Source organism: Roseateles sp. (genome assembly GCF_047654805.1).
GTDB lineage: Bacteria > Pseudomonadota > Gammaproteobacteria > Burkholderiales > Burkholderiaceae_C > Pelomonas.
This window is the reverse complement of sequence record NZ_JASGIV010000001.1, coordinates 4,452,665-4,478,521: the sequence shown is the minus strand read 5'-3', so window position 1 is coordinate 4,478,521 and position 25,857 is coordinate 4,452,665. Positions and strand designations below refer to the sequence as shown.

General features: G+C 68.4%; 24 protein-coding genes. 10 read left to right on the top strand and 14 right to left on the bottom strand.

The features are described from left to right. Window positions 1-32: 32 nt before the first annotated feature. Window positions 33-647, bottom strand: a complete 615-nt coding sequence (locus QM732_RS20170) for an FMN-dependent NADH-azoreductase (RefSeq protein ID WP_415657880.1) — start codon at window positions 645-647, stop codon at window positions 33-35. A 114-nt stretch (window positions 648-761) separates the two neighbouring features. On the opposite strand from QM732_RS20170, the gene QM732_RS20165 reads away from it, so the two are divergent. Beyond that, window positions 762-1,676: a LysR family transcriptional regulator gene (locus QM732_RS20165; RefSeq protein WP_415657879.1), complete on the top strand. Its 915-nt coding sequence runs from the start codon at window positions 762-764 to the stop codon at window positions 1,674-1,676. A 1-nt stretch (window position 1,677) separates the two neighbouring features. Here the strand turns inward: QM732_RS20165 and QM732_RS20160 are convergent, their stop codons facing one another. Further along, on the bottom strand, window positions 1,678-2,442 hold the full coding sequence (locus QM732_RS20160) for an energy transducer TonB (RefSeq protein WP_415657878.1): 765 nt from the start codon (window positions 2,440-2,442) through the stop codon (window positions 1,678-1,680). A gap of 139 nt (window positions 2,443-2,581) precedes the next feature. Beyond that, window positions 2,582-2,992: a MerR family transcriptional regulator gene (locus QM732_RS20155; protein ID WP_415657877.1), complete on the bottom strand. Its 411-nt coding sequence runs from the start codon at window positions 2,990-2,992 to the stop codon at window positions 2,582-2,584. A 40-nt stretch (window positions 2,993-3,032) separates the two neighbouring features. On the opposite strand from QM732_RS20155, the gene QM732_RS20150 reads away from it, so the two are divergent. After that, window positions 3,033-4,100 (top strand): MBL fold metallo-hydrolase, encoded by a 1,068-nt coding sequence (locus tag QM732_RS20150; RefSeq protein ID WP_415657876.1) that lies wholly within the window; start codon window positions 3,033-3,035, stop codon window positions 4,098-4,100. Between the two features lie 220 nt (window positions 4,101-4,320). Here QM732_RS20150 and QM732_RS20145 read toward each other — a convergent pair whose 3' ends face one another. The 7 genes from QM732_RS20145 to QM732_RS20115 are packed head-to-tail and all read right to left on the bottom strand — an operon-like array spanning window position 4,321 to window position 12,013. Then, window positions 4,321-5,130: a M48 family metallopeptidase gene (locus QM732_RS20145; protein WP_415657875.1), complete on the bottom strand. Its 810-nt coding sequence runs from the start codon at window positions 5,128-5,130 to the stop codon at window positions 4,321-4,323. Between the two features lie 5 nt (window positions 5,131-5,135). Then, a complete protein-coding gene (locus tag QM732_RS20140) occupies window positions 5,136-5,930 on the bottom strand; it encodes a lysophospholipid acyltransferase family protein (protein ID WP_415657874.1) in 795 nt (264 codons plus the stop codon). Then, complete coding sequence (gene gmhB / locus QM732_RS20135; RefSeq protein ID WP_415657873.1) at window positions 5,930-6,574, bottom strand: D-glycero-beta-D-manno-heptose 1,7-bisphosphate 7-phosphatase; 645 nt, start codon at window positions 6,572-6,574, stop codon at window positions 5,930-5,932. The genes QM732_RS20140 and gmhB overlap by 1 nt, the downstream gene beginning before the upstream one ends. Before the next feature lie 7 nt (window positions 6,575-6,581). Next, window positions 6,582-8,714, bottom strand: coding sequence for a glycine--tRNA ligase subunit beta (glyS, locus tag QM732_RS20130; protein ID WP_415657872.1), 2,133 nt, complete (start codon window positions 8,712-8,714; stop codon window positions 6,582-6,584). Beyond that, window positions 8,714-9,643, bottom strand: coding sequence for a glycine--tRNA ligase subunit alpha (glyQ, locus tag QM732_RS20125; protein WP_415657871.1), 930 nt, complete (start codon window positions 9,641-9,643; stop codon window positions 8,714-8,716). Before glyQ ends, glyS begins: the two co-directional genes overlap by 1 nt. A gap of 40 nt (window positions 9,644-9,683) precedes the next feature. Beyond that, window positions 9,684-11,135, bottom strand: coding sequence for an apolipoprotein N-acyltransferase (lnt, locus tag QM732_RS20120; RefSeq protein WP_415657870.1), 1,452 nt, complete (start codon window positions 11,133-11,135; stop codon window positions 9,684-9,686). Next, on the bottom strand, window positions 11,132-12,013 hold the full coding sequence (locus tag QM732_RS20115; protein ID WP_415657869.1) for an HlyC/CorC family transporter: 882 nt from the start codon (window positions 12,011-12,013) through the stop codon (window positions 11,132-11,134). Before QM732_RS20115 ends, lnt begins: the two co-directional genes overlap by 4 nt. 114 nt (window positions 12,014-12,127) lie before the next feature. On the opposite strand from QM732_RS20115, the gene QM732_RS20110 reads away from it, so the two are divergent. The 5 genes from QM732_RS20110 to hslU all read left to right on the top strand — a co-directional run bounded on the left by QM732_RS20110 (window position 12,128) and on the right by hslU (window position 17,762). Further along, window positions 12,128-13,177, top strand: coding sequence for a CobW family GTP-binding protein (locus QM732_RS20110; protein ID WP_415657868.1), 1,050 nt, complete (start codon window positions 12,128-12,130; stop codon window positions 13,175-13,177). 155 nt (window positions 13,178-13,332) lie between these two features. Further along, a complete protein-coding gene (gene dksA / locus QM732_RS20105) occupies window positions 13,333-13,977 on the top strand; it encodes an RNA polymerase-binding protein DksA (RefSeq protein ID WP_415657867.1) in 645 nt (214 codons plus the stop codon). 14 nt (window positions 13,978-13,991) lie between these two features. Further along, complete coding sequence (locus QM732_RS20100) at window positions 13,992-15,755, top strand: hypothetical protein (protein ID WP_415657866.1); 1,764 nt, start codon at window positions 13,992-13,994, stop codon at window positions 15,753-15,755. A 44-nt stretch (window positions 15,756-15,799) separates the two neighbouring features. After that, window positions 15,800-16,366: an ATP-dependent protease subunit HslV gene (gene hslV, locus QM732_RS20095; protein WP_415657865.1), complete on the top strand. Its 567-nt coding sequence runs from the start codon at window positions 15,800-15,802 to the stop codon at window positions 16,364-16,366. Between the two features lie 82 nt (window positions 16,367-16,448). Then, window positions 16,449-17,762 carry an ATP-dependent protease ATPase subunit HslU gene (gene hslU / locus QM732_RS20090; protein ID WP_415657864.1) on the top strand — a complete coding sequence of 438 codons (1,314 nt, stop codon included), beginning with the start codon at window positions 16,449-16,451 and terminating at the stop codon, window positions 17,760-17,762. Between the two features lie 8 nt (window positions 17,763-17,770). On the opposite strand, the gene QM732_RS20085 is transcribed toward hslU, so the two are convergent. Then, on the bottom strand, window positions 17,771-18,406 hold the full coding sequence (locus QM732_RS20085) for a helix-turn-helix transcriptional regulator (protein WP_415657863.1): 636 nt from the start codon (window positions 18,404-18,406) through the stop codon (window positions 17,771-17,773). Window positions 18,407-18,651: 245 nt separating this feature from the next. On the opposite strand from QM732_RS20085, the gene QM732_RS20080 reads away from it, so the two are divergent. Continuing rightward, window positions 18,652-19,425, top strand: coding sequence for a response regulator (locus QM732_RS20080; RefSeq protein ID WP_415657862.1), 774 nt, complete (start codon window positions 18,652-18,654; stop codon window positions 19,423-19,425). Here QM732_RS20080 and QM732_RS20075 read toward each other — a convergent pair. Together QM732_RS20075 and QM732_RS20070 are read right to left on the bottom strand one after the other, a co-directional pair. Next, window positions 19,380-21,728, bottom strand: a complete 2,349-nt coding sequence (locus tag QM732_RS20075; RefSeq protein ID WP_415657861.1) for an ATP-binding protein — start codon at window positions 21,726-21,728, stop codon at window positions 19,380-19,382. The two genes, QM732_RS20080 and QM732_RS20075, sit on opposite strands and share 46 nt — an antisense overlap. 70 nt (window positions 21,729-21,798) lie before the next feature. Further along, window positions 21,799-22,791: an ABC transporter substrate binding protein gene (locus QM732_RS20070; RefSeq protein ID WP_415657860.1), complete on the bottom strand. Its 993-nt coding sequence runs from the start codon at window positions 22,789-22,791 to the stop codon at window positions 21,799-21,801. Window positions 22,792-22,853: 62 nt separating this feature from the next. Between QM732_RS20070 and QM732_RS20065 the strand changes: the two genes are divergently transcribed. Beyond that, complete coding sequence (locus QM732_RS20065; protein ID WP_415657859.1) at window positions 22,854-23,366, top strand: hypothetical protein; 513 nt, start codon at window positions 22,854-22,856, stop codon at window positions 23,364-23,366. Between the two features lie 53 nt (window positions 23,367-23,419). Here the strand turns inward: QM732_RS20065 and QM732_RS20060 are convergent, their stop codons facing one another. Continuing rightward, a complete protein-coding gene (locus QM732_RS20060) occupies window positions 23,420-24,184 on the bottom strand; it encodes a type III pantothenate kinase (protein WP_415657858.1) in 765 nt (254 codons plus the stop codon). 116 nt (window positions 24,185-24,300) lie between these two features. Here QM732_RS20060 and QM732_RS20055 point away from each other — a divergent pair, with 116 nt between their 5' ends. Continuing rightward, the gene (locus QM732_RS20055; protein ID WP_415657857.1) at window positions 24,301-25,851 is read left to right on the top strand and encodes a methyl-accepting chemotaxis protein; all 1,551 of its coding nucleotides are present in this window, start codon (window positions 24,301-24,303) and stop codon (window positions 25,849-25,851) included. The last annotated feature ends 6 nt before the right edge of the window (window positions 25,852-25,857 follow it).

Genomic DNA, 25,857 nt, shown 5'->3' with positions numbered 1-25,857 from the left:
GCCAACGTAATCCCTCGACGAGGGGCTTGAGATTACGCGGCGAGCAGTTCGGTGATCTGAGCGCGGGCGGCGCTCAGGCCGCGGTCGGCGATCTCGGGGCCCATGTTCAGGCCTTCAGCGTAGATGAACTCCACGTCGGTCATGCCAAGGAAGGCCAGCACGGTGCGCAGATAGGGCACGACCTGGTCGGTCGGCTGGTCGCGGTGGATGCCGCCGCGGGCGCTGACGACATAGACCTTCTTGCCGGTGACGAGGCCGATGGGGCCCTTCTCGCCGTACTTGAACGTGGCGCCGGCGCGGGCGACGGCGTCGATCCAGTTCTTCAGCTGCGCGCTGACGTTGAAGTTGATCATGGGCACGCCGATGACGACCACGTCGGCGGCGAAAAGTTCGGCGATGAGCTGGTCGTTCAATGCGACGCGGGCCGCCTGCTCGGCGTTGCGCGCCTCTGCTGGCGTGAACAGGGCGCCGAGGGCGGCTTCGTCGAGCACCGGCAGCGGGCTGACGGCGAAGTCGCGCACGGTGACGGTGGCGTCGGGGTTGGCGACGCGCAGGCCGGCGGTCAGCTCATTGGCCAGACGGGTGGACACCGAGCCCTGGTCGTCGTGAAGGCGGCGGGCGCTGGAGTTGATTTGCAGGATGTTCATACGGCTCCTGGAAGGACAGAGGTTGCGATGGACTGAACTCTAGGGTCGCATCAATGCCTGCAGAAGTCGTCGAATTGCATAAGATTGTTCCGTTGATGGATCAATGAGGCCGATATGGAGTCCGACGCTGACGATTTGCTGCTGTTTGCCCGCGTCATGGAGGCCGGGAGCTTCAGCCGTGCCGCGGAGCGTGTGCACTGGCCCAAGAGCACCGTGTCGCGGCGTATCGCGGCGCTGGAGGCGCGGCTGGGCGAGAAGCTGCTGCAGCGCAGCACGCGCAAGCTGTCGCTGACGGACTTCGGCGCCGGCGTGCTGGAGCACGCGCGAGTCGTTGCCGCCGAGGTGGATGGCGCGCTTGCGCTGGCCCTGCACCGGCAGCGCAAGCCCAGCGGGCGGCTGCGTGTCAGCATGCCCGCGGATTTCGCGCAGCAGGTGGCCGCGGGCATGCTGGCCGAGTTTGCGCTGAGCTACCCGGAAGTTCAGCTGGAGCTGGACCTGACGCCGCGGCGGGTGGACTTGATTGGCGAGAGCTTCGACCTCGTCATCCGCATGGGCCAGCTCGACGAGGACAGCCAGCTTGCCGCGCGGCTGCTGACGACGACGCATTGGGGCCTGTACGCGTCGCCGGCCTATCTCGAGCGTGTCGGCGAGCCGTTGCTGCCGCAGGCGCTGGACAGCATGCACGCGCTGTTGCTGCTGACCCGTACCGGCGAGCCGGTACCCTGGCGGCTGCAGCGGGAGGGGGGCGAGCCCTATCTGGTGCAGCCGGCGCAGCGCACGCTGGCCAACGCGCCCAGCCTGCTGGCGCAACTCGCGGAAAGTGGCGTCGGCATCGCCGGTATCGATCGCCTCATCGTCAAGGACGCGCTGGCGCTCGGCCGCCTGCAGCGCCTGCTGCCGGATTGGCACCTGCCCGGCTCGAGTTGCTGGGCCGTGTTTCCGGAGCGGCGGCTGATGCCGCTGCGTACCCGAGTGTTCCTGGAGGCGATGTCGGCACTGCTGGAGACTTGTCCGGTGCCGCCGGCCTAGCTCAGTCGCCTTCGTTCTTGAAGGCGATCTCGACGGCGGCCTCGCGCGCCTTGCTCAGGGGGGCGAAGCGCCACTGGCGCACGGCTTCCACGGCGGCGCTGCCCAGGCGCGAATGGCTGGCCTTGATGACCGCGGCCTGCTGGACCGAGCCGTCGGCCGCCACGGTGAACTGCACCTGGGCGAAGCCGTTGCGGAAGCTGGTCTGCTGCAACTGGCGCGGCATGGTGGGGTCGACCTTGGACAGCAGCCGCAGCGGCTCCTCGGGGTCCTGCTGCTCTGGGGCGGGAGGCGGCTCTGCAGCCTGGGCCGCAACGGTCATCGGTGCCGCGGGTGCGGGCGTCGGCTCCGCGGCGGCGAGCACGACGGGCTCTGGCGCGGGCTCGGGTCGGGCCGCGACGGGGACGGGGACGGGGACGGGGACGGATGCCGCAGCAGCGGCAACGGCTGTCGGCGTGGATGCAGGGGTGGGCGCGGACGAAGCAGCGAGGGCAGGGGCTGGAGCGGGGGCCGGCTTGGGTGCCGCGGCCACCGGCGCCGGCTTCTTCGGCGCGGGCGCCGGCGCGGGGGCCGGCTGCGGCCGGGGCGCGGGCTTGTCGGCGTGCAGCTTGATCCAGTGGAAGACCGCGTCGGCGGCCTTCTGCGCACGCTCCATGCCGTCGGACTTGGGGGCTTCTTGTTGGGCGCCGGCGGGTTCGGCCAGCATCAGCAGGGCGCCCGCGATGGCGGGCAGGGCGAGCACGAAGACGGGCCGCGGTCCAGGCGTCATGACAGCTCCACAAAGACGGTCCGAGCCGGGGCGGGGGCACCCGGTCGAGCGGCGGACTCTAGTCAGGCCCGGGGTCGGCGTCAGCGGGGTTTGCCCCGCTCGAAACAGAAATTAGGGCACTCCCGGCAAAGCATCACGTTCAGGCGGCCAGCAGGGCCCGGCAGCGCTTCTCATGCTGCTGGATCTCGGCCAGCGTGACCTCGATGTCGTGGCGCTGCTGTTCGAGCTGGTCACGGTGCTGGGCCAGGATGGCCAGGAAGGCGCGCAGCTGCGGCGCGGCACTGGCCTGGCTGTCGTACATGTCGACAAGCTGCTTGATCTCCTGCAGCGCCAGCCCCAGGCGCTTGCCGCGCAGCGTCAGCTTGAGCCGCGTGCGGTCGCGCGGCGTGTAGACGCGGTTGCGGCCCTTGCGGCCGGGCTCCAGCAGGCCCATGTCCTCGTAGAAGCGGATGGCGCGGGGCGTGATGTCGAACTCGGCAGCGAGTTCGGTGATCGTGTACGTAGGCTGCGGGGTTTCGGTCGCGGCGGAGACAGGGCGGCGGGGAGGCATGGCTACACTCGATTGACGTAAACGTCAGTCTAAGTCGCTCATGGCCAACGCACGCGAATCCGAACTCCACTATCCCCTGGGCGAAACCCTGCCCCAGCCCGGCGAGGCCCTGGACCTCGCTCCCGGCGTGCGCTGGGTGCGCATGGGCCTGCCCTTTGCTCTGGACCACATCAACCTGTGGCTGCTGCGAGACCGCGTCGATGGCCGGGATGGCTGGACCATCGTCGACTGCGGCATCGCCAGCGACGACACGCGGGCGAACTGGGAGAAGGTCTTCGCGGAGCGCCTGGACGGCTTGCCGGTGCTGCGAGTCATCGCAACGCATTTCCACCCCGACCACCTGGGCCTGGCGCACTGGCTGACCGAGCGCTGGGGCTGCAGGCTCTGGATGAGTGCGACGGACTTCAACCTCGCGCGCCTGGCCAGCAGCTCCACCGTCGGCATGGGCGGCGCGTCGGCTGCGGCATTCTTCGGCAGCCATGGGCTGACCGACCCCGAATCGCTGGACAAGATCCGCGCCCGCGCCGACTACTACCCCAAGATGGTGCCCGTGGTGCCGTCCAGCTTCCGCCGGCTGATGGACGGCACGGAGGTCGAGATCGGCGGGCGTGTCTGGCAGTGCATCGCCGGCTACGGCCATGCACCGGAGCACATCAGCCTGTTCTGCGGCGACGCGCAGGGCGCCCCGCTGCTGATCAGTGGCGACATGGTGCTGCCGCGCATCTCGACCAACGTGTCAGTCGTCGACGTCGAGCCGGAGGCCGACCCGCTGACGCTGTACCTGAACTCGCTGGCCCGCTATCTGGCGCTGCCGGCAGACACGCTGGTGCTGCCGTCGCACGGCAAGCCCTTCACCGGGCTGCACCAGCGCATCGATCAGCTGCGCGAGCACCACGACGAGCGCCTGGCGGAGGTCGTGACCGCCTGTGCCGCTGCACCTACGCATGCGGCGGGCCTGCTGTCGGTGCTGTTCAAGCGCAAGCTCGACCTGCACCAGACCACCTTTGCGATGGGCGAGGCCATTGCGCACCTGAATGCGCTGTGGCTGCAGGGCGACCTCAGGCGCGAGCTGGGTGCCGACGGCGTCTACCGCTTCTCGCCGGCCTGAACGGGTCGCACAAAGTGAAACGCCGCCCCGGCAAGCCCGGCGGCGGCGTTTCTGCCCGGTACCTTCTTCTCCCTCTGGCTTGTTCCGGCTGGGCCGGCCCTCGGTACCTGTGGTGACAGCGTGGGCCGCAGTGTTGCTGAATGTGAAGGCGCTGGGGTGACAGTGGCGCGGGAATATTCACAAACAGCCCGTCACGTGACAGGCCCGCCTGGGGCCCTGTTCACTGCACGACGATGGATTCCTCGCGCAGTGCCTCGCGGGAGCGCTCGAAGTCAGGCAGCACGGAGCGCACCGTGTCCCAGAAGGCCGGGCTGTGGTTCATCTCGCGCAGATGTGCCAACTCGTGGGCGACGACGTAGTCGATGATGGCCGGCGCGAAATGGATGAGGCGCCAGTTCAGGCGGATGGAGCCATCGGCGCTGGCACTGCCCCAGCGGGTCTGGGCCGACGACAGGCGCAGCGTCTTCATCGTCACGCCGAGCGCTTCGGCGAAGCGCTGGCAGCGGGGCAGGAAATCTTCCTTCGCGCGGGCCTGGAGCCAGGACTGCGCCAGGTCCCGGATCTGCTCGGCCGACGCGCCCGGTGGCAGAGGCAGGCGCAGCTGGCGCGTGGCCTCGTCCCACACCAGCTCGCGTTCGGTGGAGGCCAGCACCAGCGTCAGTGGTGCGCCGAGATAGGGCAGGGTGCCGCCGTCCAGCCACTCGATGCGTGAGGCCTGGATGCGTTGCTGGCGCTCGCGCTGCTCGACGAGCTTGCGCAGGATCCATTCGCCCTTGTGGTGCAGGGCACGCTCAATCTCGTTGATGGGCACCCAGCGCGGCGCACTGACGCGCAGGCCCTGCGGGCCTACGACGAAACCAATGGAGCGCCGACGTGCCCGCTTGAGCTCGTAGCCGATGCGATGCTGGCCCAGCCACAGCTCGCGCCGCGAGCGTGGCGTCCCGGGCTCGGCCGGCGTGATCTCCGGCGCCACGTCGAACAGCGACAGCTGGCTGTCCTGCAGGAGTGGGGCCGGGCGCTTGGGCTTCATGGGGCTCAGCGAGGGCGGGCGGCGCCGGCCACGCCGGCGGGCTGGGGGTCTTGGTAGGCCTCGGGGTCGAGGCGGCGCATTTCGCTCTCGATCCAGTTCTTCACCTCCAGCATCAGCTCGGCCGGCTCGCGGCCTTCGGGGCGGATCTGGCGGCCGATGGAGATGTCGACGACACCCGGCCTGAGCAGAAAGCTCTTGCGCGGCCAGCAGCGAGCGGCCGTCGCAGCGATGGGGACGACGGGCAGACCGGCTTCGATGGCCAGGCGCGTGCCGCCGGTCTTGTAGTCGCCGACCTCGCCGCGCGGGATGCGGGTGCCCTCGGGGAACATGATGACCCAGTTGCCCTGGCCGCCCAGGCGCTTGCCCTGGGCCAGCACCTTGTTCCAGGCTTCGGTGCGGCGGCTTCGGTCAATATGGATCATGTCCATGCGCGCCATGGCCCAGCCGAAGAAGGGCACGTAGAGCAGTTCGCGCTTGAAGACGTAGGCCAGCGGGTGGCTGAGCAGCGCGGGATAGGCAAAGGTCTCCCAGGTGCTCTGGTGCTTGGACAGCAGCACCACGCCGGCGCGGCGGTCCGCGGCCGGCGGCAGGTTCTCCATGCCGTGGATGTGCCAGCGCACGCCGCAGATGAAGCGGGCGCTCCAGATGGCGACCTTGAGCCAACCGGCGCAGGCCCAGTAGACCGGGTCGCCACGGCGGAAGACGGACAGCAGCAGTACGCCCAGCGCCCAGGGGATGACCGTCACGATGAGGACGATGAGGAAGATCAGCGAGCGGATGGCGCTCAGCATGGTGGACATCAGTTCAGGTCTCCGGCCTGGGTATCGGGGGTCAGGGCCTGGCCGCGCTGCTCGGCGAGACGGCGGCGCTCCTCCTGGATGATGGCCTCGGCAAAGCTCATCAGGTCGTCGTGCACGCGGGCCCGGGGTACTTGCACGAGCAGCTTGGCGAGCTCCTCCGTGCTGAGGTTGCCGAAGGGCCCTGTCAGCACGAGGTGGGGGATGCAGCCCGCGTTCTGGGCCGTCAGCAAGTCGGTCAGCGAGGCCCCGACCATATGGACCGCACCCAGCTCGACATCGAAGCGCTCGCCGATCTGCTTGACGAGGCCCGGCAGCGGCTTGCGGCAGTCGCAGCCCTCCTCGGGCGTGTGCGGGCAGAAGAAGGCTGCGTCCAGCCGCCCGCCTTTTTCGGCCAACAGCTGGTTCAGCCGCAGGTGCACGGCGTTCAGCGACGCCATGTCCAGCAGGCCGCGGCCGATGCCGGCCTGGTTGGTGGCCAGCACGGTGTGCCAGCCACTGTGGTTCAGCCGGGCCACCGCCTCCAGCGCGCCGGGCAGGGGGTCGAGCTCCTCGGGCGCCTTGACGTGATCGTCGCGGTAGCGGTTGATCGTGCCGTCGCGGCCAAGGATGACGAGCTTCATGCCGTGGGCGTGGTCGGCGCGCATTGCAGGCTTAGGCAAGGCGCGACAGGTCGGCGACCCGGTTCATCGCGCCATGCAGCCGGCCCAGCAGCGCGAGGCGGTTGGCGCGCAGGGAGGGATCCTCGGCATTGACCATCACGTCGTCGAAGAAGGCGTCGACCGGGCCCTTCAGCGCGGCGAGGGCCTTCAGCGAGCCGGTGTAGTCATGCTGCTCGAAGAGGGCGTCGGCCTGGGGCTGCACGTCGGCGATGGCTTTCGACAGCGCCTGCTCGGCGGCTTCCTGCAGCAGCTCGGCCTTGATCTCGGTGGGCAGTTCGCCCTCCACCTTCTTCAGGATGTTGCCGACGCGCTTGTTGGCCGCGGCCAGCGGAGCCGCTTCCGCCAAGGCGGCAAAGGCACGCACGGCCTCCAGGCGCTTGGGCACGTCGCCCAGGCGCGTGGGCTGCAGCGCCAGCACGGCGTCGACTTCCTGCGCGCTGTAGCCCTGGTCGCGCAGGCTCACGGCCAGGCGGTCGGCGAAGAAGGAAAGCAGCGCCTCGCGCGGGTTCTCGATGAGCTCGCCGAACGGCGGAACGGCCGCGTCGATCAGTGCCGGCAGCTCCAGCGGCAGGTTCTTCTCGACCAGGATGCGGATGACGCCCAGCGCATGGCGGCGCAGCGCGAACGGGTCCTTGTCGCCGGTGGGCAACTGTCCAATGCCGAACAGGCCAACCAGCGTCTCCAGCTTGTCGGCCAGGGCCACGACCGTGCCGGTGTGGTTGCGCGGCAGCGCGTCGCCGGCGAAGCGGGGTTTGTAGTGGTCCTCGATGGCAATGGCGACGCCATCGCGCAGGCCCTCGTGGCGGGCGTAGTAGCCGCCCATGATGCCCTGCAGCTCGGGGAACTCGCCCACCATGTCGGTCAGCAGGTCGCACTTGGCGAGCTGCGCGGCTTGCTTGACCTTGCTGTCCAGTACCTTGAATTCGTCGTCGGCTTCCACTGTGTACGGCAGCGTCGCCATGCTGAGCTGCTGCACGATGGCGTGGGCGATGGCGCGCACGCGCTCGGTACGCTCGCCCTGCGAGCCCAGCTTGCCGTGATAGACGACCTTGGCGAGGCCAGGCAGGCGGTCTTCCAGCTTCTTCTTGCGGTCCTGGTCGAAGAAGAACTTGGCGTCGGCCAGGCGCGGGCGCACAACGCGTTCGTTGCCGCCAGTGACGGCGCTGGCGTCGGCCGGCGCGATGTTGCTGACGACGAGGAAATGGCGCGTCAGCTTGCCGGCGTTGTCCAGCAGCGGGAAGTACTTCTGGTTGGCCTTCATCGTCAGGATGAGGCACTCCTGCGGTACCGACAGGAACTCGGGCTCGAAGGCGCAGGTCAGCACGTTGGGGCGCTCGACCAGCGCCGTCACCTCGTCCAGCAGGGCTTCGTCGTCAATGGGCGTGAGGCTCAGTGCGTCGGCGGCGCCCTTGAGCTGGCGCGAGATCTCGGCGCGGCGCTCGGCGAAGCCGGCGATGACGGCACCTTGCTCGAACAGCTGCGCGGCATAGCTGTCGGCAGACTCGACGTTGACCGTGGCCTGAGCGGCCTCGAAGCGGTGGCCCCGCGTGCTGCGGCCGGAGGTCAGGCCCAGCGCCTGGACGGGCACCACATCTCTGCCGTGCAGCGCGATGAGGCCGTGCGCGGGGCGCACGAACTTCACGTCAGTCCAGCCGTCGGCCAGCTGGTAGGTCATGACCTTGGGGATGGGCAGTTTGGCGAGCGTGTCGTCCAGCGCCTTCTGCAGGCCTTGCGACAGCGTTGCGCCGGGCTGCACGCTGTCCCAGAACAGCGCCTCGGCCTTGCCGTCAGGCAGACGCTTGAGCTGCGGCACGACCTCGGGGCCGGCGCCGACGGCTGCGAGCTTCTTCAGCAGCGCTGGCGTGGCCTGGCCGTCGGCCGTCAGCGCGACAGCCACGGGCATCAGCTTTTGTTGCACCGCCTTGTCGGCGGCCTTGGGCAGCACGCCCGCGACATGCACGCCCAGGCGGCGCGGCGAGGCGAAGGATGTGACTGCCGCATCGGCAGCCGCGAGGCCTTGCGCCTTCAGGCTGTCGGCCAGCACGGCGGCGAAGGACTCGCCCAGTTTCTTCAGCGCCTTGGGCGGCAGCTCTTCGACAAACAGTTCAACGAGCAGGTTGGACATCACGCGGCCGCCTTCTTGTTCTTCAGTTCGATCTGGGCGACGACCTCATCGGCCCAGGCCTTGGGCGCCATCGGGAAGCCCAGGCGCGCGCGGCTGTCCACGTAGCTCTGCGCAACGGCGCGGGCCAGGTTCCGGATGCGGCCGATGTAGGCGGCGCGCTCCGTCACGGAGATCGCGCCGCGGGCGTCCAGCAGGTTGAAGCTGTGGCCGGCCTTCAGCAATTGCTCGTAGGCGGGCAGGGCCAACTGGTGCTCCATCAGCGACTTGGATTGGCGCTCGTGGGCGGCAAAGGCGCTGAGCAGGAACTCCACATCGCTGTGCTCGAAGTTGTAGGCGCTCTGCTCGACCTCGTTCTGGTGGAACACGTCGCCATAGCTGACGCCGTCGGTCCACTTCAGGTCGAACATGCTGTCCACACCCTGCAGGTACATCGCCAGACGCTCCAGGCCGTAGGTGATCTCGCCCGTGATGGGCTTGCAGTCGATGCCGCCGACCTGCTGGAAGTAGGTGAACTGCGTCACTTCCATGCCGTTGAGCCAGACTTCCCAGCCCAGGCCCCAGCAGCCCAGCGTCGGGTTCTCCCAGTCGTCCTCGACGAAGCGCACGTCGTTCTTCTTCAGGTCGAAGCCCAGCGCTTGCAGCGAACCCAGGTACAGCTCCAGGATGTTGGCCGGCGCGGGCTTGAGCACCACCTGGTACTGGTAGTAATGCTGGCCCCGGTTGGGGTTCTCGCCGTAACGGCCGTCCTTGGGGCGGCGGCTCGGCTGTACGTAGGCGGCCTTCCAGGGTTCGGGGCCGAGGGCTCGCAGGAAGGTGGCGGTGTGGCTGGTGCCGGCGCCGACTTCCATGTCGTAGGGCTGGAGCAGGGCGCAGCCCTGGCGGGACCAGTAGTCCTGAAGCGTCAGGATGATTTGCTGGAAGGTCAGCATGAGATGGGCAGAGGAGGGGGTGGCCGATTCTATTTGTGGACTACCGTGCCGCCTTCCTCAGTCCGATCAGGGCCAGCAGCGCCAGGCCCCAGAGCGGCCACAGGCCGGCAGCGGCCAGCCAGCGGGCGTAGGGCGTGCTGCCGCTGCGGCCTTCGACGTCGGCCTCCAGTACTCCGCGCGCCAGCGCAGGCAGGCGGGCCGTGACATGGCCATGATGGTCGACGACGGCAGTGGCGCCAGTGTTCGTCGAGCGCACGACCGGGCGCTGGAATTCGAGGGCCCGCATCTGCGAGAACTGCAGGTGCTGGTCCTGGATCATCACGGTGCCGAACCAGGCCAGGTTGCTGACGTTGACGAGGATCGTCGCGGCATCAGGACCGATTGCGCTTTGCACGAAATCCTCGCCGAACAAGTCCTCGTAGCAGATCAGCGGACGCAGCCGCTGCCCGGCCAGGGGCCAGGCGCGCTGGTGGTCGCCGCGGGCCTGGTCGTCCAGCGGGATGTTCATCGCGCGCACGAACCAGCCGAAGCCCGGCGGAATGAACTCGCCGAAGGGCAGCAGATGGTGCTTGCCGTAGTGGTAGTCGGCACCCAGCGCGACGACAGAGTTCACAAAGCCCTCGTCCACGTTGCCCAGGAATGTTCCCAGCAGCACGGGGCGGTCGGGGCGTGCCAGGCGCTCCAGCGTCGGGCGGTCCAGCTCCGCCAGCGGCAGCGGCACGACGGACTCGGGCGTGATGACGACCCGGCCCCTGGATGATTCGATGAGGCGGGCCAGCGTCTCCAGATTGGCGGCGAAGCGGGCGGCGTCGAACTTCTGGTCCTGCGGGATGCTGGGCTGCACCAGCGACACCGCCAGATGACCGGTCGACGTCGTGAAGCCCTGCGGCAGCAGCCCGCCGGCCAGCGGCAGCAGCAGGGCCGGTGCGGCCAACTGCCAGGCCTTCTCGCGCAGCAGTGCCAGGCCGGCGGCCATCAGCGCACCCAGCGCCGTGATGCCGTAGACGCCTATCCATGGCGCCCAGCCGGCCAGCGGGCCAACCGTGTGCGCGTAGCCGGAGGCAATCCATGGGAAGCCGCTGAACCAGGTCGCCCGCGCCAGTTCGGCAAGCAGCCACGCCGGCACGAAGGCCAGGAGCCGCCAGCGGCCGGGCCCGATCCAGCGTGCCGTGAAGCCCAGGGCCAGTGCGTAGTAGCCGCACAGGAAGGCGGCGAGCAGCCCCACGGCCAGTGCGGCCGCCACCGAGGGGAGGCCGCCGAACTGGTGCATGCTGATGTAGAGCCACCACAGTCCGGAGGCCAGCCAGCTCCAGCCGAAGAGGGCGCCGCAGGCGGCGGCCATCCTGGGCGTGGCATGGGCCACGGCAGCGAACAGCAGCGCCAGCGCGGCGACCTGCGCCCACCATGCCCCGGTCGGCGCGAAGGAGGCGGTCTGCAGCAGGCCGGCGGCCAGCGCGGCCGTGGCGGCCGTCCTGGCTTGGACAGCCCTCACGCGTCGGACTCTTCTTCGGGCGCGCGCGTGACCTTGAACCAGCGCACCGCGCCGCCGCGGGTCAGCATCACCGTGAAGCGCAGGCCGGCTACGTCCACGGCCTCGCCGCGGCGCGGCACGCGGCCATGCTCATGGGCAACCAGGCCGCCTATGGTGTCGAAGTCGTTGTCCGGCAGCGCCAGGTTGAAGGCGCCATTGACGGCGGCGATGCTGGCGTCGCCGGCCACGCGCTGGCTGCCATCGGCCAGCGTGTAGATGCCGGTGTCGGAGCTCTGCTCGTCGAACTCGTCCTCGATCTCGCCGACGATCTCCTCCAGCACATCCTCGATGGTGATGAGGCCGGCCGTGTTGCCGAATTCGTCAATGACGATGGCAAGGTGGTTGCGGTTGGAACGGAAGTCGCGCAGCAGCTCGTTCAGGCCCTTGCTCTCGGGCACGAAGACGGTGGGCCGCAGCAGCGCGCGGACGTTGAGCTCGGGCGCGCGCTGCATCTTCAGCAGGTCCTTGGCGAGCAGGATGCCGATGATGTTGTCGCGTCGGCCCTCGAAGGCCGGAAAGCGCGAGTGGCCGCTGTCGATGACGATGCCAAGCAGCTCGTCATAGGGCGCATCGATGTCCAGCAGGTCCATGCGTGGGGCGGCCACCATGGCGTCGCCGGCCGACAGCTCGGCCATGCGCAGCACGCCCTCCAGCATCTGGCGTGATTCGGGCTCGATCAGCTCGCGCTGTTCGGCCTCGGCCAGGGTTTCGATGAGTTCGGTCTTGGAGTCGGGGCCGGGGTGCAGGAACTCCAGCATGCGCTCCAGCAGGCTGCGCGCCTCGGGCGGTTGTTTGGCGGCCCCGCGAACTGGGGGCCGGCCTGAATGAGGTTCGCTCAAGGGGAGCTGTCAGGGTATTGCGGAAGGGACAGAATAGCCGATTGGTTTGACAAGACCTTGTGCCGGGGCGTTCTGCCCCCATATCCGCTGCCTTCGAGAAAACGGTCCCCCATCATGTCCAAGCCCCAAGGCCTCATCCCCGCCACCATCCTCACGGGCTTCCTCGGCTCCGGCAAGACCACGCTGCTCAAGCGCGTGCTGACCGAGGCGCACGGCCAGAAGATCGCCGTCATCGAGAACGAGTTCGGCGAAGAGAACATCGACACCGACATCCTCGTGTCGGACACCAACGAGCAGATCATCCAGATGAGCAACGGCTGCGTCTGCTGCACCATCCGCGAGGATCTGCGCACGACGCTGAGTGACCTGGCCGCCAAGCGCCGCAAGGGCGAGCTGGATTTCGAGCGAGTCGTCATCGAGACCACCGGCCTGGCTGACCCCGGCCCCGTGGCCCAGACCTTCTTCATGGACGACGAGATCGCCGAGAGCTATCTGCTGGATTCCGTCCTGACGCTGGTGGACGCCAAGCATGCCGACGCCCAGCTCGACACCCGTCAGGAGGCGCGCATGCAGGTCGGTTTTGCCGACCAGATCTTCATCAGCAAGAGCGATCTCGTCGAGCCGGCGGCGGTCGATGCCCTGGTGCACCGCATCAAGCACATGAACCCGCGTGCGCCCATCCAGACGGCGCATTTCGGCGAGGTGGCGCTCAGCAAGGTGTTCGACCTGCGTGGCTTCAACCTGAACGCGAAGCTGGAGATCGACCCCGACTTCCTGAAGGCTGACGACCACGACCATCACCATCACCATGATCACGACCATGAGCATGGCGAGCATTGCGACCACCCGCACCACCACCATCACGACGATGATGTGAAAAGCTTCGTCTTCCGTTCCGACAAGGCCTTCAATCCGGCCAAGCTGGAAGACTTCCTGGGCGCCATCGTGCAGGTTTACGGCCCCAAGATGCTCAGATACAAGGGTGTCCTACACATGAAAGGCACGGACAAGAAGGTCATCTTCCAGGGCGTGCATCAGATGATGGGCTCCGATCTCGGCCCGAAATGGATGCCGGGAGAGAAAAAGCAGAGCAAGATGGTGTTCATCGGCATCGATCTGCCCAAGGACATACTGATGCAAGGCTTGGAAGGCTGCCTGGCGTGATGTTTTTTGGCCTCGTGGCCAACTTTTCGGGATGCACGGACGCATGAATCCACATGGCTACAATCCGCCGCGCTCAAAATCGGGCCGCCGGCTGGAAAGCAGTGAGATCAAGGTCTGACACCGCGCCGATGCATGCCCTGAGCGAGGAGAAGACAGTGAGCAAGACCCCGGCCTCTAAAACCGCCGCCGCATCCACCAAGGGTGTGAAGAAAACCGATGCCGGCGCCGACGTCGCCACGTTGGAGGCGCCCGCGCCGGCGAATCGCTTCGCGGACCGCTTTGCCCCGCCGAAACCGCCCGTGCGTGGCGCGAACCAGGCCGACGAGACGCCGCGCGTGGCCGCCAAGGGCGACCCCAAGCTCGCCAACGCCTGGAAGACCAAGTCGGGCGCCGAGCTGAGCGATGCCGAAGTCCTGGCCATGCCGGACGCGGAGTACATGAACACCAAGCAGATCGAGTTCTTCCGCACCAAGCTGGAAGGCCTGAAGAACGAGGTGCTGTCCAACGCTGGCGAGACCACCGAGCATCTTCGCGAGGACACCACCATCGTCCCCGATCCGGCCGACCGCGCGACCATCGAGGAAGAGCACGCCCTGGAGCTGCGTACCCGCGACCGTGAACGCAAGCTGCTGAAGAAGATCGTGCAGTCCATCGCCCGCCTGGACAGTGGCGACTACGGCTACTGCGACGAGACCGGCGAGCCCATCGGCCTCGGCCGCCTCATCGCCCGCCCGACTGCGACGCTGTCGCTCGAGGCGCAGCAGCGCCGCGAGCTCAAGCAGAAGATGTTCGGGGACTGATCCCCAGCCGGCCCATGTCCGACTCCAAGCCCGCAGACCCCAAGGAAGGCGACAGCTTCTTCCGCAAGGTCGCGCGCTTCGTGGCCAACCCCACGACGGACTGGGCCGAGATCAACTCGCGTCAGGACGACCCCGAGGGCGACCTTGCCAAGGCCGAACTGCGTGCCATGGTGGAGCGCAAGCGCCGCAACGACTTCGTGCGCAAGCGCGAGCTCGACATGCTGCGCCGCATCCGCCGCGAGGGCCTGACGCCCGAGCAGCTCGCGGCCCTGGCCTCGTCGCCGTCCAGGATGGGGGACGACGAGCGCATCAGCGAAGCCAGCTCCAAGCTCGACCTTGGCGTGAAGGCCAAGATCGACGAGATCGAGCAGCAGATGGTGGGCGAGAGCTTTGCGACGACGCAGGCCGTACCCAAGCAGCAGCCGGGCTTCTTCGATACCAGCACGCGGCCCGTGGCCTTCTCTTCCACGGTCGCGACGCCACCGGCCAGCGATTCGGCGAGTGGCCGCGTAAGCGAGTTCGCCACGCCGCGCGAGGTCCAGCGCCTGCAGGCCCCCACGCCGCCCGCCGCCGTGACCATGGGTGCGGCCATCCCCCCGCTGTCCGAGTCGCCACCCAGCCGCCTGCCGGAGCTGCCGCCGCTGGACATGCCGCTGTCCTTCACGCTGGCCGAATCCACGCCTGACGTCGAGGTGCAGGAGGTCGTTCACGACCCCGAGCTCGACGAAGCCGTCATCGCCTTCGCCAACGCCGACTACGAGACCAGCGAGCGAGCGCTGACCGACCTGGTCCGGCCCGGCGGTAGCCGCAATCTCCACGGCGAGACCTGGCTGGTGCTGTTCGACCACTACCGCGCCACCGGTGCCCAGGGCAAGTTCGAGGCGCTCGCCGTCGAGTACGCGCAGCAGTTCGGCCTGTCGGCGCCGCAATGGTTCTCCATGCCCAAGCTGGTGGCCGAGTCGACGCGCCAGTCCGGCCGCTCGCCCATGGCCAAGGGCAGCCAGGTGAGCTGGACGGCGCCCGCCCTGCTGACGGCCGAGGACGTGGCTGTGCTGCAAAAGCGCTGTGAGACCCTGCCCATGCCCTGGGTCTTCGACTGGGGTGCGCTGGACGCCGTCGAGATCGACGCGGCCATCCAGATGCGCCAGCTGTTCCGCACCTGGGCCCAGCAGCAGGTCGATCAGCGCTGGATGGCCGGAGACCGTTTCCTGACCCAGCTCAAGGAGCTGGCTCCGGTCGGCGAGCGCGACACCGACCCCGCGCTCTGGATGCTGCGCCTGGAGGCGCTGCGTCTGGCCAACCGGCCTGATCAGTTCGACGAGGCCGCCATCGACTACTGCGTGACCTACGAGGTCTCGCCGCCGTCTTGGGAGCGTGCCAAGTGCCGCGTGCGCATCGGTAGCGAAGGTGTGTCGACGAACAGCCCGGCCACCAGCACCATGCAGAGCGAGGCCCAGTCCACCTTCCTGGACACGGGCCTGCCCGATCCGGCCAGCGTCGCGGCCCAGCTCGAGCTGATGGGCCAGCTCAACGGCGACATCTCGGACAACCTGCGCGGCCTTTCGGCGGAAGTCGGCGAGGCCAGCCTCATCAACATCTCCTGCACCAAGCTGATCCGCCTGGACTTCATGGCTGCTGGCGATCTGCTGAACTGGGTGCTGCAACGCCGCAGCGAGAACCGCGCGGTGGTCTTCACCGATGCCCACCGCCTCGTCGCGCTGTTCTTCGGCGCGATGGGGATCAACGAGCATGCCAAGGTGAAGGTCCGAATCAACTGACCCCGGCCTTGCGAAACTCGGGCCGGACCTCAACTGGAACGGCTATGTCTTCTGATTCCTCTTCCGCCGTCTATCACGGCACAACCATCGTCTCGGTGCGCCGCCAGACGCCTGCCGGCTGGCAGGTCGCCATAGGCGGCGATGGCCAGGTGACGCTGGGCAACACCGTCGTCAAGGCCAGCGCGCGCAAGGTGCGCAAGCTCTACCGCGACCAGGTGCTGGCCGGCTTCGCGGGTGCGACGGCTGACGCGTTCACGCTGTTCGAGCGTTTCGAGGCCAAGCTGGAAAAGCACCAGGGTCACCTGGTGCGTGCCGCCGTCGAGTTGACGCGTGACTGGCGTACCGACCGCGTGCTGCGTCGTCTCGAAGCGATGCTGGCCGTGGCTGACAAGAGCGCGTCGCTCATCATCACCGGCAACGGCGACGTGCTGGAGCCCGAGCAGGGCATCGTGGCGATCGGCTCCGGCGGCGCCTATGCCCAGGCCGCGGCCAAGGCGCTGCTGAACCACACCGAACTCTCTGCCGCCGACATCGTCAAGCGCTCGCTGGAGATTGCCGGCGAGATCTGCATCTACACGAACCAGAATCACACCCTGGAGGTGCTGGAATGAGTCGCGCAGTGCAGGGCCGCCCCAAGCAAGCGACCATCCCCGCGGGGGATCGGTCGACGTATCCATCGAACGAGGGGCTCCAATGAGCAGCATGACCCCCCAGGAAATCGTCTCCGAGCTGGACCGCCACATCGTCGGCCAGAACGCCGCCAAGCGCGCCGTCGCAATCGCCATGCGCAACCGCTGGCGCCGTCAGCAGGTCGACGAGAAGCTGCGTACCGAGATCACGCCCAAGAACATCCTGATGATCGGCCCGACCGGCGTCGGCAAGACCGAGATTGCGCGCCGCCTCGCCAAGCTGGCGGGCGCTCCCTTCATCAAGGTCGAGGCGACCAAGTTCACCGAGGTGGGCTACGTCGGCAAGGACGTGGACTCCATCGTGCGCGACCTTGTCGAGGTGGCCGTCAAGCAAGAGCGTGAGGCCGCCATGCGGCGCTGCCAGACGCGTGCCGAGGATGCCGCGGAGGAGCGTGTGCTCGACGCGCTGCTGCCCGGCTCGGAGGCTGACAACGCGACGCGCCAGAGTTTTCGCAAGCGCCTGCGCGAGGGCCAACTTGACGACAAGGACATCGAGCTCGACCTGCTCGCACCCAAGCCCAGCCTGGAGGTGCTGACGCCCTTCGGCAACCAGCCGGGCATGGAGGACATGGCCGAGCAACTCAAGGGCATGTTCAGCCAGTTCGGTGGCAACCAGAAGAAGACCCGCAAGCTCAAGATCGCCGAAGCGATGAAGCTGCTGGTCGACGAGGAGGCAGCCAAGCTCGTCAACGAGGAGGAGATCCGCGCGACGGCGCTGGCCAATGCCCAGGAGATGGGCATCGTCTTCATCGATGAAATCGACAAGGTCGCGTCACGGCAGGAAAGCGGTGGTGCCGAGGTGTCGCGCCAGGGCGTGCAGCGTGACCTGCTGCCGCTGGTCGAAGGCACGACGGTCTCGACCAAGTACGGCCTCGTGAAGACCGATCACATCCTCTTCATCGCCAGCGGCGCCTTCCACCTCGCCAAGCCCAGTGACCTCATCCCCGAGCTGCAGGGCCGGCTGCCTATCCGCGTCGAGCTGGACTCGCTGTCCGTGGCCGACTTCGAGGCCATCCTGACGAGCACGCATGCGAGCCTCGTCAAGCAGTACCAGGCCCTGCTCGCGACCGAGGGCGTCACCCTGGACCTGCGGCCCGAAGCCATACGCCGCATCGCGCAGATCGCCTTCGAGGTCAACGAGCGCACCGAGAACATCGGCGCGCGGCGGCTGGCGACGGTCATGGAGCGGCTGCTCGACGAGATCAGCTTCGACGCGCCGCGCAACTCGGGCCAGACGGTGTCGCTGGATGCTGCAGCTGTGGACGCCAAGCTCGGCGCACTGGCGGCCAACGAGGACCTGAGCCGCTTCATCCTGTGAAGCGCTGATCAGTGCGGCAGCGCCTGCGCGCTGCCGGTCCAGCGCAGCAGCTGCATCAGCGACGGCGCCTGTGTCTTGCCAAGCAGGTTGCGCACGTGGCTGCGCAGCGTGCTGATGCACAGGCCGAGGTGGGTGGCGGCGGATTCGACGGTCATGCCGTCGCCCAGCAGCATCAGCACATGGCGCTCGGTGGCGCTGAGCCGGCTGTGGCGGGCCAGTGCGTCGATGCGGGCGGCCTGGGTGAGAGCCGGCTGGTCCAGATGGATGACGAGCAGCACCGCGTCGTCGGGCCAGCCCGCGCTGGCGGCGAGGTCCGCCGGCAGGGGCATGGTGTGCAGCCAGCCGGTGCTGATCTGCGGCGTGAACCACAGGCCGACATGGGAGGTCGATCCCGCCTGCGCCAGCCGCAGCGGTGGCTCCAATCGAGCGGTATCGAGCTGGCCGATCTGAGTCAGATGCTCGGCGCTCATCTCCACGCGCCTGTCGCGCAGCAGCCCGTCGGCGCTGCGGTTGCGGAACAGCAGGCGGCGGTCCGGCCGCGTGACGAGCATGGGCTGGGGCAGGGCGGCCAGCACTTGACAGGTCGCGGCGCCGGCCGGCGGCGGACGTGTACTCGCGGCAGGGGCTGGGTAGGCGGTCAGCATGATGGGGCTCTCCCTGAGCGATGGTGATGACAGCGTTTGTTTGCTCAGAAGTTTGGTAGGCCCGCGCAGTTCTCGCATCGCCCCTAAGTTCAGTACGGATGGGTGATTCGATGCCGCCCGGCCGGCTCAGTCATCTGCGCGCGGGCGGCCGGGGCTTGCCACTGCGGCCTATCCAAAAGCCCAATGCCGGCATCGGCGCTACGCACCCGTTGCTCGCTAACATCAGCCTGCACCCCTTGCATCTCATGAGAGTCCTCCTCGTCGACGACCACACCTTGTTCCGGGAGGGCATCGCCCTGCTCCTGCGACCCCTCGTGCAGCCGCTGGAAACCTGGGAGGCCGGCAGTTGCGAGGAGGCCGTCGCGCTGATCCAGGAACGCGGCGCCGCCGACCTGGTGCTCATCGATCTCGGACTGCCGGGGGCCTCGGGACTGGAGGGTGTGCGGCGGCTGCGCGAAACCCACCCCGAGATGCCGGTGGTCGTGATGTCGTCGGCTGACGACAAGGACACCGTGCTCGAAGCGCTGGACGCGGGTGCGATGGGCTTCATCCCCAAGAGTTCCACCTCGGCAGTCATGATCGGCGCGCTCAAGCTCATCCTGGCCAAGGGCATCTACCTGCCACCCAGCGTGTTCCTCGCGGCGCGCAATCCCGCGTCCGCCGCGGCTGCGGCGGCAATGCCCGTCGCATCGACACCGGCCGCCACGGTGCAGCCCGGGCCGGGATCGGCGGGCGGCTCGCCGCAGCGCCATCCCGCGGACCTCGGCCTGACGCCACGCCAGGCCGAGGTGCTGCACCTGCTGCTGCAAGGCAAGCCGGCCAAGCTGATCGGGCGCCAGCTCGATCTTTCGCTCAGCACGGTCAAGGCGCACACCTCTGCCGTGCTGCGGGCCCTCAACGTCACCACCCGCACCCAGGCCATCATTGCGGCTGGCAGACTCGGCCTGCGCTTCGACGAAGCGCCGCCCCCCGCTCAGGCCGCATCCAACGAATCCTTGAGCGCCAGCAGCAGGCGCTGAAGCCCGACGGGCTTGTGCAGCAGGCCGGCGCCGAGCGCCGCGGCCTGGCCCGGCAGGCGTGCGTCCGTGTTGGCGGTGACGACCAGCGCCGGGATCGCCTCGTCATAGTGGTCGCGCAGCCGCCGGATCACGTCCAGCCCGTTGCCGGACGTGCCCAGCTGGAAGTCGGTCAAGATCAGGTCGGGCGTGCGCAGATGCGCCTCAAGCTGCGCGAGTGCTTCCTCGCCATTCGCGGCCACCACCACGTGGCAACCGGCGGCCAGCAGCGCGTCGCGCACCGCTTCGCGGTTGGTGGCCTCGTCGTCCACGACGACGATGAAACTGCCATCGAGCACCTGCAGCGGTGTGCCCAGAGTGGCGCTGGCGGCATGCGGCGCCGCGGTCCCGGCCGCCAGCGGCAGCCTGACCTGGAACACGGAGCCTCGGCCTTCGCGGCTTTGCACGGCGATGCTGTAGCCGAGGATGTGCACACAGCGTCGCACGATCGACAGCCCCAGGCCCAGCCCTTTTTCCTGTCCCGTTCCCGGCGCCTCGATGCGAAAGAACTCTTCGAAGATGGCCTCGCGGTGCCGCTCGGCGATGCCGGGGCCGGTGTCCCAGACCTGCAGCTCGCAGTGCTCGCCGCGATGCCGGCAGCCCACCAGCACGCCACCGCTGCGGGTGTAGCGGATCGCATTTGCGAGCAGGTTGCCGACGATGCGTTCCAGCAGCGTCGCGTCACCCCGCACGATCCAGCGGCATGGCCGCACGCGCAGGCTGAGGCCTTTCTCCTGGGCCTGCGGCAGCCAGGTGTGGGCTGCGCGCTCCAGCAGCCAGCCCAGGTCCACGTCCTCCACGTGAGGGTGGACGGTCCCTGCATCGAGCTTGGAAATGTCGAGCAGGTTGCCGAACAGGTTCTCCATCGTCGTGACGGCCGACTGCACCTTGTCGGCGAGGTCGATATGGGCGGGATCGCCCAGGCGTGTGCGCAGTACGCCGATCAGCAGGCTGATCGAGTGCATGGGTTGGCGCAGGTCGTGGCTGGCGGCAGCGAGGAAGCGGGTCTTTGCGGCGTTGGCGCGTTCGGCTTCATCCTTTCGCAGCGAGAGCTCGTCGAGCTGGCTCATCAGCTGCTGGTTCAGCGAGGCGATCTCGTCGGCGCGGGCGGCCAGCACATCACGCGCCTCGGACAGCTGGGCGGTGCGTTCGGCCACCTTGGCTTCCAGGCTGGCGTACAGCTCGCGCAGGCGCAGGGTCATCTGGCCGAAGTCGCTAGCCAGGTCCTCGACCTCGTCGTGCCTGTGCTTCTTGTGCCGTGCCGGCAGAGCCGAGTCGAGCTGCCCCGCCACGATGCGCGCCGTGGCGTCCCGCAGCGAGACGATAGGCGCCGCCATGCGGCGAGCGAACGCGATGCCCAGAATCAACGCGGCAAGGCCGCCGATGCCCATAAGCGCCAGTGTGCGGGCCAGCGTGGCCAGGGCCGGCGAGAGTGCCTCGCTGCGCGGCTGCTCCACGAACACGAGCCAGCCCGTTTCGCCGACTGGCGAGGCGGTCACGATCACCGCCTGCCCGCGCGGGTTGCGGGTGGACAGCCCTGCCAGCCGGGCACCCGTCTCCCCGGCCCGGCGCGCGCGCGCGATGGACTCGAGGTGCGACAAGTCCACGCCCCCCAGCACCTCGGTCCCGCGAGAGTGCGCGATCAGCGTGTCCGCGTCGTCGACGATGTAGGCATGGCCTTCGTCGCCGGGGCGCAGCCTCGTGACGATCTCGCCGAGCAGGCGCAGGTCGACCGTTGCCACCACAGCAGCCTGCCCGTCGTAGGCGGCGACTCGCATCGTCGGCATGTGGCCATCGCGGAAGTAGGTCCTGCCGCGCAGCAAGGGGTGCTGGGACGTGGCTTTCAGGGCATCGGCGTCAGCGAGCGTGTGTCCCGAACCGTGCCGCGCGGCCGCGTTGCGCGACACCATCAACTGCTCCCTACCTGCGCCGTCCATCGCGCGCAGCTCGATGATGGCGGGCACCGCCTGCATCAGCCGGTAGAACTCCTGCAGGCGTTCGGCAGGACCGAAGTCGCGCTCGCCCCACGGCAGCTTGGCCACGTCGCGAAGGCTGCCCTCGATGCCCGTGAGATAGGCGCTGATCTCGTGTGCCGCGGCGTCCGCCTGCACGGTCTGGAGACGCTCGATGTGCTCCATGGACTCGCGGTAGCTGAAGCCCATTTCCACGACGCCCGACACCAGCAGCAACAGCAGTGTCAGCCCGCACAGGCGTGTCGCGTAGCGTCGCGTCAGCGGCGAGAGCCTGTCCCTGCCGTCTGCGCTCACCGGAGAGCCCTTCGCGAGATGTGCCTTCCTGCCGCGCGGGTGCGCGCGCCTTCGGACGACCGAACTGGGCTCATCGGATCACCACGTCCGCACGTCGCACGACGTCGGGGTTCATGGCCGGCATGCGTGAGTCGGGCACGATCCGCACTGCCAGCTGAAAGCGCTGCGGTACCTGGATGGGAATGGAGCCCGCCGGCTCGCCCAGCACGATGCGGGCTGCGAGGTCGGCCATGGCCGGGCCGATGAAGCCCCGGTCGTGGGCATAGGACAGATGGGCGATCTCGTAGACGTCCGGTGTGTAGGCGGCCATGAGGGGTTTTCCCTGGGCTGCGATGCGCCGGCCGACGCGGCCGTCCAGGCTCAGCGTCGTACGGGGAAGGCACCAGGCCTGGATGTCCCGCGCGCCCGGCGCATCGACCAGCGAGAGCGCGGCATCGACGGACTCGGCCTGCAGCAGGATCAGGCGAGCTCCGTGCTCTGCGGCGACGGCCTGCATTTCGGCCAGGTGCTCCTTCAGCCCATCCACCCACTCGGCATTGCCGAGCACCGCGACGTTGCGAAGCGTGGGGTAGGCATCCAGCAGCAGTTCCAGGCGCTTGCCGTCCAACTCGTCGTTGACCCAGAGGCCCGTGGTGGGCTCGGGGCGCCTGAGCATGCCCGACGCCACACCCAGCCGCAGCGGGCTTGCCTGGCTGGAGAAGATCATTGGCACTGCCGGCGCGGCCCTGCGCGCGACCTGGGCCTGGATACCGTTCTGCACGACGAAGAGGGCAGGATGGGTGCGAGCCTCGGCCTTCAAGGCGCCTTCCATCTGCTCGGGATCGTCGGGCACGCTCAGCGCCACCAGCTGCACCTGTTTCAGCAGCCGCGCATGCCGGCTCCGGAAGGCGTCCGCGAAGCGCTGGAAGTAGCTGTCGCGGGAGGCATCGCCTCTGGCGAGGAAGACGATGCGTGCGGGAGCGGGGTCACGCCGCGCGCCGCTTCCAGGCAGCGTCGCGACCGCCACGGCCATCAGGCTCACCATCAAGACCTGGCCCAAACGGCCAATGCTCAGGGCCAGCACGACTGACTATCCTCCAGCGACGTTACCGACGGTGACGCAATTTACCTGTCAAGGAGGACAGCATGGCGCTTCAGATCGAGTACGCGTGGCTCAAAGTCGTCAAGGTCGAAGAACTTGAGCATGGCCAGACGGCCAGCGGCCCGGCGCCCGAGTTGGCGGATTTCGCGGTCTGGTCCTGCGACGCGTCGACGACGACGGGCCGGACCCTGATTCCCAACCCTCCGCTGCCGGGCGGTGCAGCGCTGCGTGACGCGGGAGGCGACGGCGCCGTGGTCGTGCCCACCTGTGCAGGCTGCCCGACGCAGCCCACGGCCGCCCCGGTCCCCGTTGCGGACCGCTTCGTGACGCCACCGCCGCTGCCCTCGGCCGCCGGTGCCGGCGCGCCGACGGAGGGGTGGCAGATGGAGAGCGGCACGCTCTTGACGAAATTCGATGAAAGGCCCGAGGTCGTCTTCAGCATGCGGCCGGTGCCCGGCGACCGGCTGGCCGCGCTGAATTGGCTGAAGTCCCCTGACGGCAAGCAATGGGTGGAGGGCGCCTTGGCCTGCACCCTGCTCAGCTACTTCCATAGCTGAGGGCACCCGCGCGGGCTGGCCCTGGCCGGCCCTGGCCGGCCTAAGCGCCAAGGTCAGGCCCGCGCTGCATCGATGGCCAGCAGGCCGTCGAAGAGCAGCCCCTCGATCAGCTCGTGGGGCGCATCCAGCGCCGGTGCCACCTTCCAGCCGGCACCACCCGTCATCAGCACCAGGGGCTCGCGGCCCTCGCGCTTGGCCAGCAGCCGGTGCATGCGCTCAATGGCCCCGGTGATGGCGAATGTGCCGCCGGTGGTGAGCGCGTCACTGGTGTTGGTGGGGAAGTCGCGCACCTCGCCGGTCGGTACGCGCAGTCCTGCGGTGCCGCCTTCCAATGCGCGCAGCATGATGCCGTGGCCTGGCAGGATCAGGCCACCAAGGAACTGGCCATCGCTGGACAGTGCGTCCACGGTCACCGCAGTGCCGACCATGACGGTCAGCATCGGTCCGTCGAAGCCGCGCATGAGGGCATGCGCATGGGCGCCGATGACAGCTACCCAGCGGTCGGCGCCCAGGCGGGTCGGATGGTCGTAGCCGTTCCTCACACCGGCGCATTCGGCGGCGGGCACGACCCAACGGGCGCTGAGATCCCAGTGCTCCATCTGCTCCTCGACGCGGCGGCGTACCGCGTCGCCGGCGACATTGCTGCCCAGGATGCGTGCAGGCGCGGGCAAGCCGTGCCAGTCCTCGTCGGATAGGCGGTCGATGTTCTCCAGGAAGACGGCGCCATGCTGCAGCGGCTGGGTGCCGGGTCGGGCGCCGTCCGGGTAGACGGCCCACTTGAGCCGGGTGTTGCCGATGTCGATGGCCAGAAAGCTCATGTGGGGCTGTGGCGTGAACGATGCCGCGAGCCTACCAGCGCATTTGTATCCTCCTGTGCGGGTTTCTGCTTCAATCGGCCGGCGACTGCTGGCCCCTTTCCATCAGGAGAACCTCCATGCTCAGACGCCTGCGCATCCAAGCCCGCCTCTGGCTGGCTTTCGGCCTCATCCTGCTGATGACGGCGCTGCTGGTGGCCCTGGGCAGTTTCGGCCTGAGCGTGTCGCAAAAGGCCATCCAGGGCATCACGCAAAAGCTCATCCCGACGTCCAACATCACTGTGGCGGCGCGCACCCATTTGCTGCAGAGCAAGGTGGCTACGGCGACGCTGGTGGCGTCCCTCCTCGACAAGGAAGGCGCTGCCCGTGCCAGGACGGGCTGGGACGCTGCCCAGGCGGGCCTGGACAAGGCCATGGACGACTTCGGTGCGGTGACCACGGAGGAAAAGGGCAGGGAAGCTCTCGTCCGGTTCCGCGGGCTGATGGCCGACTACCGCAAGGCCGTACGCCCCGTGGCCGACAAGCTTGCGGCCGGCGGCTACGCCGACGCACAGGCCGCCTCCGAGGACATGAAGGCTGCCGATGCGGCCTACGACCCGGCGCTGGCCATGCTCAACAACATCGAAGGCGATCTGAAGCGGCGCGGTGACGAGGTCTTCACCAAGGTCGACAGCTGGATCGGCAACGTCTTTGTCGGCTTCATCGTCGCTTTCGTCGTCTGCATCATCATCGGCGGCGCGCTGGCAGTACAGATCTCGCGCTCCATCATCGGCCCGCTGATGGCGGCCAAGCGCTTTGCCGAGCGCATGGCCGATGGCGACCTGTCGCGCGCCCCCCAGGTGCGCGGCACGGACGAGTCCGCCGAGATGATGCAGGCGCTGGCTGCGATGCAGAAGTCGCTGTCCGAGATCGTCGGTCAGGTCCGCGAGTCGGCCGAGAGCATCCAGGTCGCATCCACCGAGGTGGCCACGGGCAACATGGATCTGTCGCAACGCACCGAGCAGACGGCCTCCAACCTGCAGCAGGCCTCCAGCTCGATGACGCAGCTGACGGGCACCGTCAGCCAGAGCGCCGATTCGGCCATGACGGCCAAGCAGCTCGCGGGCGCTGCTGCAGAGACGGCCGGCCGCGGTGGCGAAGTCGTGTCGCGCGTCGTCAGCACCATGGGCGAGATCAACGACGCGAGCCGCAAGATCGCCGACATCATCGGCACCATCGACGGCATCGCCTTCCAGACCAACATCCTTGCGCTGAACGCAGCGGTGGAAGCAGCCCGTGCCGGAGAGCAGGGCCGCGGCTTTGCCGTCGTGGCCGGCGAGGTGCGGCTGCTGGCCCAGCGCAGCGCCGAAGCAGCCCGCGAGATCAAGGCGCTGATCGGCGCGAGCGTCGAGCGCGTGGAGGCCGGCACCCACCTCGTCAGCGACGCCGGAGCGACGATGACTGACATCGTCGGCTCCGTGCAGCGCGTGACCGACATGATCGGCGAGATCAGCGCCGCTGCCATCGAGCAGAGCCAAGGCATTGCCCAGGTCAACGGCACCGTGACCGAGCTGGACCAGATGACCCAGCAGAACGCGGCGCTGGTGGAGGAGTCCGCCGCGGCGGCTCAGTCGCTGAAGGAGCAGGCCGTGCGGTTGGCGGAGCTGGTGAGCAGCTTCAAGCTCAGTTGAGGCTCA

Bases quoted from the DNA above. Each gene is read 5' to 3' on its own strand.
- QM732_RS20170 (WP_415657880.1), bottom strand. From the start codon at position 647: ATGAACATCCTGCAAATCAACTCCAGCGCCCGCCGCCTTCACGACGAC.
- QM732_RS20165 (WP_415657879.1), top strand. From the start codon at position 762: ATGGAGTCCGACGCTGACGATTTGCTGCTGTTTGCCCGCGTCATGGAG.
- QM732_RS20160 (WP_415657878.1), bottom strand. From the start codon at position 2,442: ATGACGCCTGGACCGCGGCCCGTCTTCGTGCTCGCCCTGCCCGCCATC.
- QM732_RS20155 (WP_415657877.1), bottom strand. From the start codon at position 2,992: ATGCCTCCCCGCCGCCCTGTCTCCGCCGCGACCGAAACCCCGCAGCCT.
- QM732_RS20150 (WP_415657876.1), top strand. From the start codon at position 3,033: ATGGCCAACGCACGCGAATCCGAACTCCACTATCCCCTGGGCGAAACC.
- QM732_RS20145 (WP_415657875.1), bottom strand. From the start codon at position 5,130: ATGAAGCCCAAGCGCCCGGCCCCACTCCTGCAGGACAGCCAGCTGTCG.
- QM732_RS20140 (WP_415657874.1), bottom strand. From the start codon at position 5,930: ATGTCCACCATGCTGAGCGCCATCCGCTCGCTGATCTTCCTCATCGTC.
- gmhB (WP_415657873.1), bottom strand. From the start codon at position 6,574: ATGCGCGCCGACCACGCCCACGGCATGAAGCTCGTCATCCTTGGCCGC.
- glyS (WP_415657872.1), bottom strand. From the start codon at position 8,714: ATGTCCAACCTGCTCGTTGAACTGTTTGTCGAAGAGCTGCCGCCCAAG.
- glyQ (WP_415657871.1), bottom strand. From the start codon at position 9,643: ATGCTGACCTTCCAGCAAATCATCCTGACGCTTCAGGACTACTGGTCC.
- QM732_RS20110 (WP_415657868.1), top strand. From the start codon at position 12,128: ATGTCCAAGCCCCAAGGCCTCATCCCCGCCACCATCCTCACGGGCTTC.
- QM732_RS20100 (WP_415657866.1), top strand. From the start codon at position 13,992: ATGTCCGACTCCAAGCCCGCAGACCCCAAGGAAGGCGACAGCTTCTTC.
- hslV (WP_415657865.1), top strand. From the start codon at position 15,800: ATGTCTTCTGATTCCTCTTCCGCCGTCTATCACGGCACAACCATCGTC.
- hslU (WP_415657864.1), top strand. From the start codon at position 16,449: ATGAGCAGCATGACCCCCCAGGAAATCGTCTCCGAGCTGGACCGCCAC.
- QM732_RS20085 (WP_415657863.1), bottom strand. From the start codon at position 18,406: ATGCTGACCGCCTACCCAGCCCCTGCCGCGAGTACACGTCCGCCGCCG.
- QM732_RS20080 (WP_415657862.1), top strand. From the start codon at position 18,652: ATGAGAGTCCTCCTCGTCGACGACCACACCTTGTTCCGGGAGGGCATC.
- QM732_RS20065 (WP_415657859.1), top strand. From the start codon at position 22,854: ATGGCGCTTCAGATCGAGTACGCGTGGCTCAAAGTCGTCAAGGTCGAA.
- QM732_RS20060 (WP_415657858.1), bottom strand. From the start codon at position 24,184: ATGAGCTTTCTGGCCATCGACATCGGCAACACCCGGCTCAAGTGGGCC.
- QM732_RS20055 (WP_415657857.1), top strand. From the start codon at position 24,301: ATGCTCAGACGCCTGCGCATCCAAGCCCGCCTCTGGCTGGCTTTCGGC.